9 protein-coding genes are annotated in these 14,093 nt (G+C 67.2%); 6 read left to right on the plus strand and 3 right to left on the minus strand.

Annotated elements, in window-relative coordinates:
• Positions 1–180 precede the first annotated feature (180 nt).
• Positions 181–2,628: an ATP-dependent helicase gene (locus CEW88_RS03285; protein WP_108964665.1), complete on the minus strand. Its 2,448-nt coding sequence runs from the start codon at positions 2,626–2,628 to the stop codon at positions 181–183.
• Between the two features lie 347 nt (positions 2,629–2,975).
• On the opposite strand from CEW88_RS03285, the gene CEW88_RS03290 reads away from it, so the two are divergent.
• The 4 genes from CEW88_RS03290 to CEW88_RS03305 all read left to right on the plus strand — a co-directional run bounded on the left by CEW88_RS03290 (position 2,976) and on the right by CEW88_RS03305 (position 9,333).
• Positions 2,976–6,419 (plus strand): pyruvate carboxylase, encoded by a 3,444-nt coding sequence (locus CEW88_RS03290; RefSeq protein WP_108964666.1) that lies wholly within the window; start codon positions 2,976–2,978, stop codon positions 6,417–6,419.
• 279 nt (positions 6,420–6,698) lie between these two features.
• The gene (locus tag CEW88_RS03295; protein ID WP_108964667.1) at positions 6,699–8,237 is read left to right on the plus strand and encodes an ATP-dependent DNA helicase; all 1,539 of its coding nucleotides are present in this window, start codon (positions 6,699–6,701) and stop codon (positions 8,235–8,237) included.
• 132 nt (positions 8,238–8,369) lie between these two features.
• Complete coding sequence (locus tag CEW88_RS03300) at positions 8,370–8,816, plus strand: MaoC family dehydratase (RefSeq protein WP_108964668.1); 447 nt, start codon at positions 8,370–8,372, stop codon at positions 8,814–8,816.
• 100 nt (positions 8,817–8,916) lie between these two features.
• Positions 8,917–9,333: a PaaI family thioesterase gene (locus tag CEW88_RS03305; protein WP_235940128.1), complete on the plus strand. Its 417-nt coding sequence runs from the start codon at positions 8,917–8,919 to the stop codon at positions 9,331–9,333.
• A 12-nt stretch (positions 9,334–9,345) separates the two neighbouring features.
• Here the strand turns inward: CEW88_RS03305 and CEW88_RS03310 are convergent, their stop codons facing one another.
• Positions 9,346–9,948 (minus strand): flavin reductase family protein, encoded by a 603-nt coding sequence (locus CEW88_RS03310; RefSeq protein WP_108964669.1) that lies wholly within the window; start codon positions 9,946–9,948, stop codon positions 9,346–9,348.
• A gap of 92 nt (positions 9,949–10,040) precedes the next feature.
• Between CEW88_RS03310 and CEW88_RS03315 the strand changes: the two genes are divergently transcribed.
• Entirely contained in the window at positions 10,041–10,517 is a 477-nt protein-coding gene (locus CEW88_RS03315; RefSeq protein WP_370457115.1) for a GNAT family N-acetyltransferase, read from the plus strand.
• 50 nt (positions 10,518–10,567) lie between these two features.
• The gene (locus tag CEW88_RS03320; protein ID WP_108964671.1) at positions 10,568–11,332 is read left to right on the plus strand and encodes an EcsC family protein; all 765 of its coding nucleotides are present in this window, start codon (positions 10,568–10,570) and stop codon (positions 11,330–11,332) included.
• Positions 11,333–11,556: 224 nt separating this feature from the next.
• Here CEW88_RS03320 and ptsP read toward each other — a convergent pair whose 3' ends face one another.
• On the minus strand, positions 11,557–13,806 hold the full coding sequence (gene ptsP, locus CEW88_RS03325) for a phosphoenolpyruvate--protein phosphotransferase (protein WP_108967514.1): 2,250 nt from the start codon (positions 13,804–13,806) through the stop codon (positions 11,557–11,559).
• Positions 13,807–14,093 lie beyond the last annotated feature (287 nt).

Genomic DNA, 14,093 nt, shown 5'->3' on the forward strand with positions numbered 1-14,093 from the left:
GAAACCCAACCGCCGCGCCGCGATGTCCTTGGTCGCAGAGGAGAGGTGCGACGCGGCGGCGGCCGCATTTGCCAAAAAAGAAAGCCCGGAGGGCGCTGCCCCGGGCCTTCTTCTGGGTTCGGATGTCGCGGCGGAGGGGTTGCGGCGGCGGGGACAGAGCTCCCGTAGCAGGCGATCTGATCAGAAGGGTACGTCGCCCGCCGAATCCGCCGCCGTGACGAAACGCGCCACCACCTTCTTCACCCCGGCTTTCTCGAAGCTGATCTCAAGCTTGTCGCCCTCGAGGCCGATGATCTCGCCGTAGCCGAACTTCTGGTGGAAGACCCGCTCGCCCATCTCGAAGGCCGAAACCGCTTGCAGGTCGATCACCGTGTTGCGGCTTTCGCGCGGCTGGCTGACCGGGCGCGCGCTCGACGAGCGCTCCTGCAGCCGCTTCCAACCCGGCGAATTGTAGACATTGGCCTCGGCTGCACGGGTTTCGAGCCCGGAGCCGCCGCCAAAGCCGCCGCTCATGCCGGCCGCGCCGTAGCCACCGCCGTAGAGCCCGGGCGGCGTGAGAATCTCGACATGTGCCTCGGGCAGCTCGTCTATGAATCGCGAGGGCAGGGCGGATTGCCACTGTCCGAAGACCCGGCGGTTCGCCGCAAAGGAGATGGTGCAGAGCTCCTCGGCGCGGGTGATGCCCACATAGGCGAGGCGCCGCTCCTCTTCGAGGCCCTTGAGGCCGCTTTCGTCCATCGAGCGCTGCGAGGGGAAGAGCCCGTCCTCCCAGCCCGGCAAGAAGACCGCCGGGAACTCGAGGCCCTTGGCCGCGTGCAGCGTCATGATCGACACTTTTGCGCCGGTCTCCTCGGTCTCGTTGTCCATGATCAGCGCGACGTGCTCGAGGAAACCCTGCAGGTTGTCGAAGCTTTCCAGCGCTTTCACCAGTTCCTTGAGGTTCTCGAGCCGTCCCGGCGAGTCGGGGTTCTTGTCGAGCTGCCACATCTCGGTGTAGCCGCTCTCGTCGAGCATGGTCTCGGCCAGTTCCATGTGGCTGACCACCTTGCTCAGCGGCTTGTCCTCGTCGATCAGCACAAGGTCGTCGTCGTCCTGCTGCACCTCCGAGGGCAGGCCGAGCTGCTGCCGGGCCACGTCGTGCCAGCGCTCGATCTGATCGACGAAGGTGGCAAGCTTGGCCGCGCCTTTGCCGGTGATCTCCTTGTCGCGCAGCAAAAGGCGTGCGCCCACCAGCAGCGGCACGCCATGCTCGCGCGCTTTGAGCTGGATCTTCTGCTGCGCCTTGTCGCCGAGCCCGCGTTTCGGGGTGTTGACGATGCGCTCGAAGGCGAGATCGTCCTCGGGCGAGACCACCAGCCGGAAATAGGCCATGGCATCGCGAATCTCGAGCCGCTCGTAGAAGCGCGGGCCACCGATCACCCGGTAGGGCAGGCCGATGGTCAGGAAGCGGTCCTCGAAGGCGCGCATCTGGTGCGACGCGCGCACGAGGATCGCCATGTCGTCGAGCGAGAAGGCGCGCATCCCGCGCGAGCCGCGCTGCGCCGCCTCGATCTCCTCGCCAATCCAGCGAGCCTCTTCCTCGCCGTCCCAATGGCCGATGAGGCGGACCTTCTCGCCGCCCTGCGCTTCGGTCCACAGCTCCTTGCCGAGCCGGTTCTCGTTGCCGCGGATCACCGAGGAGGCGGCGGCGAGGATATGCGCGGTCGAGCGGTAGTTCTGTTCCAGCCGCACCACATGGGCGCCGGGGAAATCCTTTTCGAAGCGCAGGATGTTGCCCACCTCGGCGCCGCGCCAGCCGTAGATCGACTGGTCGTCGTCGCCGACGCAGCAGATGTTGGTATGCCCCTGCGCCAGGAGCCGTAGCCAGAGGTACTGGGCGACGTTGGTATCCTGATACTCGTCCACCAGGATGAAGCGGAACCATCGCTGGTATTGTTCGAGCACATCGGCGTGCTGCTGGAAGATCATCACCACGTGCAGCAGGAGATCCCCGAAATCGCAGGCGTTCAGCTCGCGCAGGCGGGTCTGGTACTGGGCATAAAGCTCGGTGCCGCGGTTGTTGAAGGCCGAAGCCTCGGCAGCGGGCACCCGGTCGGGCGTCCAGGCGCGGTTCTTCCAGTTGTCGATCAGCCCCGAGAGCTGCCGGGCGGGCCAGCGCTTTTCATCAATGTTGTTGGCCGCGATCACCTGTTTCAGCAGGCGGATCTGGTCGTCGGTGTCGAGGATGGTGAAGTTCGACTTCAGCCCGACCAGCTCGGCATGCCGGCGCAGCAGCTTGACGCAGATCGAGTGGAAGGTCCCCATCCAGGGCATGCCTTCGACCGCGTGGCCGAGCAGGCGGCCGACCCGCTCCTTCATCTCGCGCGCGGCCTTGTTGGTGAAGGTCACCGAGAGGATCTCGTTTGGTCGCGCCCGGCCGGTGGTCAGCAGGTGCGCGATGCGGGAGGTGAGCGCCTTGGTCTTGCCGGTGCCCGCCCCCGCGAGCATCAGCACGGGGCCGTCCAGCCGCTCCACCGCCTCGCGCTGCGCCGGGTTGAGATCGTCGAGATAGGGCGCGGGACGCGCCGCCATGGCCCGCGCCGACAGCGAGGCCCCCTCGAATGCATCCATGTCGTCGAAACTGCTCATGCGCCAAACTTAGCGCGGCACAGGGCGTTGCGAAAGGTGCGTTCTTTGTTTGTTCATCAAATTGATCGTGCGGCCACCCCTCTCGCCCTCCGCGGCCCGATCAAGGCTCTCGGCGTGCGACGTCGTGGGGATTCGCGTCCCTCGACAGCAAGATCACACCCCGGAGAAAGTCGCAAAAGCGCGGGAAGAGGTCGCGGCCCCGTCGCGTCGATCAAGTCAACTTTGCAAATCATGCGCTAACATTAGCATAATTTGCAAAGCCTCTTGCGCTGCAGCGCGGCATGCCCTTGAGTTTGGAATGCGATGCCTCCGGGAGCGGCATTTCGCATTCAAAGGAGGAAGATTTGATGCCCGAGTTCCAGAAGATCCTCATCGCCAACCGTGGCGAGATCGCGATCCGCATCATGCGGGCGGCGAACGAGATGGGAAAGAAGACCGTTGCCGTCTACGCCGAAGAGGACAAACTCGGGCTCCACCGCTTCAAGGCCGACGAGGCCTACCGCATCGGCGAGGGGCTGGGCCCGGTCGCGGCTTACCTCTCGATCCCCGAGATCATCCGCGTGGCCAAGGAGTCGGGCGCCGACGCGATTCACCCGGGCTACGGGCTGCTGTCGGAGAACCCCGAGTTTGTCGATGCCTGCGATGCGGCGGGCATCACCTTCATCGGTCCCAAAGCGGCGACCATGCGCGCGCTCGGCGACAAGGCCAGCGCCCGCAAGGTGGCCATCGAGGCCGGCGTGCCGGTCATCCCCGCGACCGAGGTGCTGGGCGACGACTTCAAGGCCATCGCCAAGGAGGCCGAAGAAATCGGCTACCCGCTGATGCTCAAGGCGTCCTGGGGCGGCGGCGGGCGCGGCATGCGTCCGATCGAGGGGCCGAAGGAACTCAAAGAGAAGGTGCTCGAGGGCCGGCGCGAGGCCGAGGCGGCCTTTGGCAACGGCGAGGGCTATCTCGAGAAGATGATCCTGCGCGCCCGCCACGTCGAGGTGCAGATCCTCGGCGACAAGATGGGCAATATCTACCACCTCTACGAGCGCGATTGCTCGGTGCAGCGCCGCAACCAGAAGGTCGTCGAACGCGCCCCCGCGCCCTATCTCAGCGAAGCGCAGCGCGAGGAGATCTGCGAGCTTGGCCGCAAGATTTGCGCCCATGTGAACTATGAGTGCGCTGGCACCGTCGAGTTCCTGATGGATATGGACAGCGGCAAGTTCTACTTCATCGAGGTCAACCCGCGCGTGCAGGTCGAGCACACCGTCACCGAAGAGGTGACCGGCATCGACATCGTGCAGGCACAGATCATGATCGCCGAAGGCAAGAGCCTCGCCGAGGCCACCGGCAAGGCCAGCCAGTACGACATCCGCCTCACCGGCCACGCGCTGCAGACCCGGATCACCACCGAGGATCCGACCAACAACTTCATTCCCGACTACGGCCGGATCACCGCCTACCGCTCGGCCACCGGCATGGGCATCCGGCTCGACGGCGGCACCGCCTACGCGGGCGGGGTGATCACCCGCTACTACGACTCGCTGCTGGTCAAGGTCACCGCCAAGGCGCCGACGCCGGAGAAGGCCATCGCCCGCATGGACCGCGCCCTGCGCGAGTTCCGCATCCGCGGCGTGAGCACGAACATCGACTTCGTGATCAACCTGCTCAAGCACCCGACCTTCCTGACCAACCAGTACACCACCAAGTTCATCGACACGACGCCCGAGCTCTTCGACTTCAAGAAGCGCCGCGACCGCGGCACCAAGGTGCTGACCTACATCGCCGACATCACCGTCAACGGGCACCCCGAGGTGCAGGGGCGCCCCAAGCCGCATGCCGAGCTGAAGCCCGCCCGCGCGCCCGAACTGCGCGCAGAGACGCCGCCGCCGGGCACCCGCACGCTGCTGGAAGAGAAGGGCGCGCAGGCCGTGGCCGACTGGATGGCGGCGCAAAAGCAGCTGCTGATCACCGACACCACCATGCGCGACGGTCACCAGTCGCTGCTGGCGACCCGGATGCGCTCGATCGACATGATCAAGGTGGCCCCGGCCTATGCGGCGAACCTGCCCGGGCTCTTCTCGGTGGAATGCTGGGGCGGGGCGACCTTCGACGTGGCCTATCGCTTCCTGCAGGAATGCCCGTGGCAGCGGCTGCGCGACATCCGCGCCAAGATGCCCAACATCCTGACGCAGATGCTGCTGCGCGCCTCGAACGGCGTCGGCTACACCAACTACCCCGACAACGTGGTGCAGAGCTTCGTGGCGCAGGCGGCCGAGAGCGGCGTAGACGTCTTCCGCGTCTTCGACTCGCTCAACTGGGTCGAGAACATGCGCGTCGCCATGGATGCGGTGATCGAGAGCGGCAAGATCTGCGAGGGCACCGTCTGCTACACTGGTGACATCCTCGATCCGGCGCGCGCCAAGTACGACCTCAAGTATTACGTCGAGATGGGCAAGGAGCTTCGTGATGCCGGCGCGCATGTCCTCGGTCTGAAGGACATGGCGGGCCTGCTGAAACCCTCCGCCGCCGGCGCGCTGATCAAGGCGCTGAAGGAAGAGGTCGGCCTGCCGATCCACTTCCACACCCATGACACCTCGGGCGCCGCCATCGCCACCATCATGGAAGCCTCGAAAGCGGGCGTCGACGCGGTCGACGCGGCGATGGACGCGCTCTCGGGCAACACCTCGCAGCCCACATTGGGCTCGATCGTCGAGGCGCTGCGCCACACCGATCGCGACACCGGGCTCGACGTCGATGTGATCCGCGAGGTTTCCAACTACTGGGAGGCGGTGCGCGGGCAATACGCGGCATTTGAATCGGGCATGCAGGCCCCGGCGTCCGAGGTCTATCTGCACGAGATGCCGGGCGGGCAGTTCACCAACCTCAAGGCGCAGGCGCGCTCGCTGGGGCTCGAAGAGCGCTGGCACGAGGTCGCCAAGACCTATGCTGACGTGAACATGATGTTCGGCGACATCGTGAAGGTGACGCCCTCGTCGAAGGTCGTGGGCGACATGGCGCTGATGATGGTCAGCCAAGGGCTCACCCGGGCGCAGGTCGAGGACCCGAAAAGCGACGTCAGCTTTCCCGACTCGGTGATCGACATGATGCGCGGCAACCTCGGCCAGCCGCCGGGCGGCTTCCCCGAGGGCATCGTCAAGAAGGTGCTGAAGGGCGAGACGCCCAACACCGAGCGCCCGGGCAAGCACCTGCCGCCCGCCGATTTCGCCAAGCTGCGCGCTGAGCTGGACGCGAAGTTCGAGGACGTCGAGTTCGACGACGAGGACTTCAACGGCTACCTCATGTACCCCAAGGTCTTCACCGATTACGTGGCGCGGCACGAGGACTACGGCCCCGTCCGGGTGCTGCCGACGCTGACCTACTTCTATGGCATGCAGCCGGGCGAGGAGATCACCGCCGAGATCGACCCCGGCAAGACACTGGAGATCCGCCTCATCACTGTCGGCGACACGCAGGACGACGGCGAGGTGCGGGTGTTCTTCGAGCTGAACGGCCAGCCGCGCGCGGTGCGCGTGCCCGACCGCAAGGCCAAGGCAGCGAGCGGCGCCAAGCCCAAGGCCGAGGCGGGCAACCCCAACCACATCGGCGCGCCGATGCCGGGCGTTGTCGCCACCATCGTTGTGCAGGCGGGGTCCAAGGTCAAGGAAGGCGACCTGCTGCTCACCATCGAGGCGATGAAGATGGAGACCGGCCTGCACGCCGAGCGCGACGCCACGGTCAAGGCGGTGCACGTGCTGCCGGGCGGCCAGATCGACGCCAAGGACCTGCTGATCGAGCTGGAATGAGGGGAGGGGCACTGTCGCCGCCTGGCAAGGCGCGGCAGGACATGGAGGAGGGGGCTCCACCCCCCGCCGCGCTGCGCGCGCCTCCCCCTGACTATTTGGACCTGGAAGAAGAAGGGGGTCGCGCGTGCCGCCCCCTTCTTCCTTCTCGTTGACACATGCGCCCGCCGGAGGCGGTTCTGCGCGGCCCGCCGGGCGAAGCCCCGCAAAACTCCCGCAGGCGACAACGGAAAAGCTGGCGCGCGTCTGGTGCGCGCCGCGCGGCTCTTGTAGGGTCGCGCCATGACGGCGCCCGCGATCAGTTTTTCCGAGGATCAGGCCGAAGCCTGGGACCGCGTGGCCGAGATGCTGCGCGGTGCCGGCGTCGATCTGGATGAAGGCACCACCGAGCCCGCCCGCGAGGGGCTCTCGAAGGTCATGGCGCTGATGGGCAAGGCCGGCTCGGGCAAGACATTGCTGCTAGCCGAGCTGAGCAAGGCCCTGCAGGACGCGGGCTGCGAGGTTGTCTCGGGCGATTTCGAGAGCCGCAAGAAGCGCGAGAAGCGAACGCTTGCGATCCTGGCGCCCACCAACAAGGCCGCCTCGGTACTACGGATGCGGGGCGTGCCAGCGACAACCATTCACCGCATTCTCTATACCCCGGTCTATGATCCGGTCTACGAGCGCATCGCCGAGTGGCTGATGGGCAACGAGGAGCGGCCCGAGATCGACACGCTGACCCCCGAGGCGCTCGACCGCGCGTATTCCGCCTACCAGAGCCACAGCTCGGTACCGGCCGCGCTGGCCGCGGCGGGGCTGCGCGGCAGCGATTTCATCACCGGCTGGAAGCGCCGCGAGGAGCCGCTCGACATCGGCTTCGTGGACGAGGCCTCGATGCTCGACGACCGGCAGTTCGAGGATCTCCAGGAGATCTTCCCCAACCTGCTGCTCTTCGGCGACCCGGCGCAGCTGGCGCCGGTGAACCAGTCGGGCAAGATGGTCTTCGATGCGGTGCCCGAGGACCGCAAGATGGAACTCAGCCGCATCCACCGGCAGGAGGCCTCGAGCCCGATTCTCGATCTCGCCCACGCGCTAGCCGACCCGGAGGTGGATTTTTACCGTTTCGAGCGGCTGGTCGAGGAGATGGCCGCCAAGGACGATCGCGTGGTCTGGGGCCAGCGGGTCGAGGTCGACCTGATGGCGCGCTCACCGGTGCTGGTCTGGCGCAACGCCACGCGCATCCGGCTGATCAACGCCTTCCGCGCCGTGCATGGCGCGCCCGAGACCGAGCTTTTGCCCGGCGAGCCGCTGATCTGCGACGGCATCGAGCTGCCGCTCAAGCACCGCAAGAAGCGGCTCGATCTGGAAGCGCGCGGGCTCATCAAGGGCGCGCAGGTGGTCTATCTTGGGCCGGGCAAGAAGCCCGGCTTCTCGCGGCTGCACGTCATTGGTGCGCCCGATCCGCAGGTCTCGGCCGCGTCGATCGTGAAGATAGAGAAGCCCGACGAGGAAGAGCCCTTCATCCCCTTCGCCGCGCGCATGGGGGCGACCTTTCTGCATGGCGCCGCGGTGACCATCCACAAGGCGCAGGGCTCGCAATGGGAGAACGTGCAGGTCTTCGGTCCCGATCTTTATGCGGCGGCGCGCATGGGGCGGGTCGAGGCGGGCCAGCCGCTGTGGAAGCGGCTCGCCTATGTCGCGGTCACCCGCGCCTCTGACCGGCTCTACTGGGTGGTGCGCAACCGGCTGTCGCGGCCCTCGGGGCCGCTGCGGGTGGACGATCTCGGCGGCGCGCCGGTGCCGCTCGAGCTTGAGATGCAGGGCGAGGAGGCGGCGGGCTGAGCTGCTCATCTGGCAGGCGCCCGGCATTTACCCTTGCCATCGGTGGGGGCGATCCGCCACTCTGCCTCGGGATTTCGCACCGATCGGGAGACGGGATGCAGCGCGAGAAAGCACTGAACGGGGGAGCGTGCCATGCCGGCTGAGGCCATTCTGCAGATGGAGCCGAAGGTCTCGCGCTGGTTCACGCTTGACGCCGAGACCGTGGCCCGCTTCGGCGAGGTGACCGGGGACCTGAAATTTTTCCATTCCGACCCCGAGCGCTCCGCAGATTTCCTTTTCGGCGCGCCCGTCGCGCAGGGGTTCCTGACGCTCTCGCTGCTCTCGGCCATGTGCGCCGATGCCGTGCCGCCCTTTCCCGGGCAGATCGCCAACGTCAATTACGGCTTCGACCGGGTGCGCTTCGTCACCCCGGTGCCGGTGGGCTCGCGGGTGCGCGGGCATTTCACCGTCGGCGGCGTCGAGGAGGGGGACGATCGGCTCACCGTGCATTGGGACGTGGAGATCGAGATCGAGGGGCAGGGGCGCGACCAGCCGGCGCTCGTGGCGCAATGGGTGACCTTCCTCGAACTGCGCGACTGATGTCCCCGTCTGACCGGCTCGCCTGATCGACCCGGGCGGAGCATGGCTTGACGCTGGGCCGCGCAGCGCCGAGAACGGCGCGACAGAGCAGGAGAGCCCCATGGACAAGCACAGCGCGGAGATGCCCATCACCGAGGCGCCCTCGGGCTACCTGTCGCACCTCGGCATCGAGATGACCGGCTGGCGGCAGGATTTCGCGCGCTTCGAAGTGCAGCTCGGGCCGGAGCATCTCAACCGCCACGACAACCCGCACGGCGGGGTGCATGCCTCGATGCTCGACACGGCCATGGGCTACGCGGGCTGCTGGACCGGCGATCCGCAGGACAGGCTCATGGCGCTCACCCTCTCGCTCAACGTCCAGTACCTGTCGCGGCCGAAGGGCAGCCGGCTCATCGTCGAGGGCGCGCGCACCGGCGGTGGCAAGAGCACCTTTTTCGCCGAGGGCACCGTCACCGATGAGACCGGTGAGCTGATCGCCAAGGGCTCGGGCGTGTTCCGCTACCGCCGCCGGGGCTGAGCCAGCCGGCGCTTACTCTCCGGGGCGCTTGAGTTCGAAGACCTCGCGGATCACCGAGTAATCGCGGTAGCCGAGGCGGGTGAGCGGCTGGAAGGTCGTCACGTCGAACCGCCCGTCCACGAGGCAGTCGTCGCGCATGTGCACGCCGGTGACCTCGCCGAAGACGGCGAAGTTTGTGGCGCCCTCGAGCCTCACGATCTGCGTCACCTTGCATTCCAGCGAGGCTGGCGCCCCGGCGACGCGCGGGCAGTCGATGGTTTCGCACTCGGCCTTGTCGATCCCTGCGAGGGCAAATTCGTCCTCACCCGCGGGCCAGGGGCCGGAGCTGAGGTTCATCGCGTCGCGCGCCGCGTATTCCACGATATTCACGCAGAAGACCCCGCTTTCGCGGATCTGGGCGACGCTGTCCTTGGTGCCCTCGCGGTCCTCCTTGGCAGAGGTCGAGGAGAACATCACCTGCGGCGGCACATAGGCCACGGCATTGAAGAAAGAGTAGGGCGCGAGGTTGTCCCCGAGCGTGCCGCGGGTCGAGATCCAGCCGATGGGCCGGGGCGAGACGATGGCGTTGAACGGGTTGTGCGGCAGCCCGTGGCCGTCTTCGGGGCGATAGAACATGCCTGTCCTCTCAGGTGTTTGCGCGACTGTCAGACCCGTGATAGGGCGGATTCGTCCGAAACGCCACGGGGGAGACCGGGTCTCTGTACAGCTTGCATCAGGAACGCCCGGATGATCGCTGGGAAGTCGAGGCGCTCTACGACCTGTGCTTCGCGCCGGGTCGCGAGTTGCTGTCCTCCTACCGTTTGCGCGACGGGGTGGCCCCGGTCTCCGAGCTTTGCCGGGTGGCCAAGGACGACAGCGGCAGCATCGGCGGGGCGATCCGTTACTGGCCGGTGCGCGTCGGCGCGGCGCAACTGCTGTTGCTGGGGCCGGTGGCGGTGCATCCCACGGCGCAGGGCGAAGGGCTGGGCGCGGCGCTGATCCGCGATACGCTGGAACGGGCGCGGGCCTTGGAATGGGGCCGGGTGCTGCTGGTCGGCGACGAGCCCTACTACCGCCGCTTCGGGTTTTCCAAGATCGAGGGGGTCCAGATGCCTCCGCCGACCAACCCCGAGCGGGTTCTGGCGCTGGAGCTGCTTCCGGGCGCTTGGCAGGGCGTCACCGGCGAGGTCATGCGCAAGGCTTGATTTCCCGCGGGGCGCGCCGATCTTCTAGGGGAGACCCAAGGAGGCCGCCCATGACCGCACCCGTTTCCGGAACGCAGCTCGTTCCCCTCAGCATCGACGCCGAGATCGCCGCGCTGGCCCGCCGCCACCGGGCCGCGGGCGGGGTCGGGCTGCAGGTGCTCAACATCATCGGCGGTCAGGCCGAGAACCTGCTCGAACGCTTGCCCGACCGGGTGAAGGAGCGGCTCGAAACAAGCACCGCCAAGGCGCTCGAGCTGGCGCTGAAGGCCGCCACGGGCTCGCGCCGCGCCGTACCCGACCAGAAGGGCTGGCTGAACACCGCGCTCGCGACCGCCATGGGCGCGGCGGGCGGCGCCGGGGGCCTGCCGACCGCTCTGGCCGAGTTGCCGGTGACCGTGACGGTGCTGCTGCGCGCGATCCAGGGGATCGCGGCGGAATACGGCTTCGACCCCGAGATGCCCGAGATCAAGCGCGAGTGCCTCAGCGTCTTTGCCTCGGCTGGACCGCTCGAGGCAGATGATGGCGCGGACCTGGGATTCCTTGCCACACGGGTCACGCTCACCGGGGCGACGGTCCACGGGCTGATCGGCAAGGTGGCGCCGCGGCTGGCGACGGCGATGGGTCAGAAGCTGGCGGCGCAGACCGTGCCGGTGCTCGGAGCGGCGGCGGGGGCGGCGACGAACTATGCCTATACCAGCTACTACCAGCAGATGGCGCATGTGCACTTCGGCCTGCTGCGGCTTGCCGAGCAGAGCGGCCGTCCGCGCGCCGAGTTGGTGGCCGCTCTGCAGGAAAAGCTGGCGCTGCGCGCTTAACCACTTCGCAAGGTTAATGGCTTATCAGGTGCTCGGGGCGTGGTGTAATCCGCGCCGCAGCACCCGCGCAGAAGGCGCGGGGAGCGTCCCGTGCCAGAACGGCCGGAGATGCGCGCACGACCACTATCGCCCGGGGTGCGGGGGACCGATGCGCCGGGCGAGCCTCGTGGTCCGACCGGGACGGGGGCATGGCGCGGGAAAAACTGGGCGCGCTCCGCCACGGCTCATCCCTGCCAGCGCATGTACTCCATGACGGCGCCGCGCACCGATTGTTCGCCGCGCTCGCGGGCGTCGCAGATCACGTCGTAAAGCGCGTCGAGATCCGTGCGCATGATCAGGCTCTTCACCGGCCCGATCGAGGCCGGGCGCATCGACAGCCGGTGCAGCCCGATGGCGGCGAGGCAGATTGCCTCGATCGGTCGGCCCGCATCCTCGCCGCAGAAGCTCAGCGGCGTGCCGGTGGCCGAGCAGCGCTGCACGATCTGCTCGAGGAACGTCAGGAAGCTGACGTTCAGCGTGTCGTAGCGCCGCCGCACCCGCTCGTTCTCGCGGTCGGCGGCAAAGAAGAACTGCTTGAGATCATTGCCGCCGATCGAGACGAACTCGACCTCCTCGAAAAACTTGTTCGAGGCATAGGCGAGGCTCGGGGTCTCGAGCATGGTGCCGACCGAGATCTTCTCGGGCACCACGTGCCCGAGCTTGCGCTCGGTGGCGATGGCCTTGTCGACCTCGGCGCGGGCGGCGCGGAACTCTTCCCATTGGGCGACAAAGGGGAACATCAGCGTCAGCGGCCGCCCTTCGCAGGCGCGCAGGAGCGCCTGCAGCTGCATGCGCATGACGCCGGGCCGGTCGAGACCGACGCGGATCGCCCGCCAGCCGAGCGCCGGGTTGGGCTCGTCGGTGGGCTTCATGTAGGGCAGCACCTTGTCCGAGCCGATGTCGAGCGTGCGGAAGATCACCGGCTTGTCGCCGGCGGCCTCGGCGGCCTCGATGACGCGTTTGTAGACGGCGACCAGTTCGGTCCGCGAGGGCATCTTGTTTCGCACCAGGAACTGCAGTTCGGTGCGGAAGAGGCCCACGCCCTCGGCGCCGGAGTTCTCGAGCGAAGGCAGGTCGGCGAGCAGGCCCGCGTTCATGTGGAGGCTGATCCGCTTGCCGCAGAGCGAGACCGCGGGCTTCTGGCGGATCGAGGCATAGCGTTCCTGCGCCTCGGCCTGCATGGCGATCTTGTCGCGGAAGGCGGTGACGACCGTGTCGTCGGGGCGCAGGTGCACCACGCCCTGATCGCCGTCGACCATGATGTGGTCGCCGTTCAGCGCCTCGGTGGTGATGCGCGGTGCGTTGATCACCAGCGGGATCGCCAGCGCGCGGGCGACGACGGCGGCGTGGCTGCCGACGGAGCCCTCCTCGAGCACGATGCCACGCAGCTGGCGGCCATAGTCCAGCAGCTCGGCGGGGCCGATGCTGCGGGCAACGAGAATGGGATCGGCGGGCATCGAGGCGCCGGTGTCCTTGCCCTGTCCGGTGAGGATGCGCAGCAAGCGATTCGACAGGTCGTCCAGATCGTGCAGCCGCTCGCGCAGGTAGTTGTCGGCGACCTGGCTCATCCGGGCGCGGGCCGCGGATTGCTCCTTTTCCACGGCGGCCTCGGCGGAGAGCCCGCGCGAGATGTCTTCCTCCATGCGCCGACGCCAGCCCTTTGAGTTGGCGAACATGCGGTAGGCCTCGAGCACCTCGAGCTGTTCGGCATCCTGGACCGCGCCGGCGAGCATCTCGTCAACGCTGACGCGCAGCTGCTCGATGGCCTCATCCAGCCGCTGGCGCTCTCGCTCGGGGTCGTCGGCGACGAGGTTGGTCACCATCACGCGCGGCTCGTGCAGCCAGACGTGGCCCTCGGCGGTGCCTTCCTGACCGGTGCCGCCACGCAGCATGGTGGGCTGGGTGTGGCGGGCCGACAGCGCCGCGGTGTCGCCGACGAAGGCGCCGAGCTCGGTCATCTCGGCCAGCACCATGGCGACCACTTCCAGCGCGTAGACCTCGTCCGCGGTGAACTCGCGTTTCTGCTTGGTCTGCACGACCAGCACGCCCAGCGTCTCGCCAAGGCGCTGGATCGGGACGCCGAGGAAGCTGGAGTAAATCTCTTCGCCGGTCTCGGGCATGTAGCGAAAGCCCTTGGCCGAGGGAGCGTCGGCGGTGTTGACCACCTTGCCGCTGCGCGCGACCCGGCCCACGAGGCCTTCGCCCATGCGCATCCGGGTCTGGTGCACGGCCTCTTTTTTGAGGCCCTCGGTGGCGCAGAGCTCGAGCGTGTCCTCGTCGCGGAAGAGGTAAATCGAGCAGACTTCGGAGCCCATGGAATCGGCGGTCAGATGCATGATCTTGTCGAGGCGCGCCTGCCCGGCGGCATCCTCGGCCATCGTGTCTCTCAGCCGCCCCAGAAGCTTGCGGCTTTCGCTTTCCGTGCCATCCGGCATTTTGCTGCCCGTCTTCATTCCGTTCCGCTTGGGATCAGCTATATGCGGTTTGCCCGAAGAAAGGAAACGGGATCAAATAGGACGGTCGAATTCCCGCGCGTTGAAACGACCATTTGCCGCGCCTTTCCGCGCCTTTGAGAAGGGATCGCCGCGGCAAAGCGGTATTTCCGGGAAGATTGTCGCGCATATAGGCGCGGAAAAGAACTGTCGCCCTAGCCAATAAAAGAAGCGGCGCCCCGAGAGGCGCCGCCATCGATGATTTTCGGGGTGCGCGGGAAGCCGGAAGG

The organism is Alloyangia pacifica, from assembly GCF_003111685.1.
GTDB classification, from domain to species: Bacteria; Pseudomonadota; Alphaproteobacteria; order Rhodobacterales; family Rhodobacteraceae; genus Salipiger; species Salipiger pacificus_A.

Coding starts and splice junctions, on each gene's coding strand:
- CEW88_RS03320 (WP_108964671.1), top strand. CDS start 10,568: ATGACCGCACCCGTTTCCGGAACGCAGCTCGTTCCCCTCAGCATCGAC.
- CEW88_RS03285 (WP_108964665.1), bottom strand. CDS start 2,628: ATGAGCAGTTTCGACGACATGGATGCATTCGAGGGGGCCTCGCTGTCG.
- CEW88_RS03290 (WP_108964666.1), top strand. CDS start 2,976: ATGCCCGAGTTCCAGAAGATCCTCATCGCCAACCGTGGCGAGATCGCG.
- CEW88_RS03295 (WP_108964667.1), top strand. CDS start 6,699: ATGACGGCGCCCGCGATCAGTTTTTCCGAGGATCAGGCCGAAGCCTGG.
- CEW88_RS03310 (WP_108964669.1), bottom strand. CDS start 9,948: ATGTTCTATCGCCCCGAAGACGGCCACGGGCTGCCGCACAACCCGTTC.
- CEW88_RS03300 (WP_108964668.1), top strand. CDS start 8,370: ATGCCGGCTGAGGCCATTCTGCAGATGGAGCCGAAGGTCTCGCGCTGG.
- ptsP (WP_108967514.1), bottom strand. CDS start 13,806: ATGCCGGATGGCACGGAAAGCGAAAGCCGCAAGCTTCTGGGGCGGCTG.
- CEW88_RS03305 (WP_235940128.1), top strand. CDS start 8,917: ATGGACAAGCACAGCGCGGAGATGCCCATCACCGAGGCGCCCTCGGGC.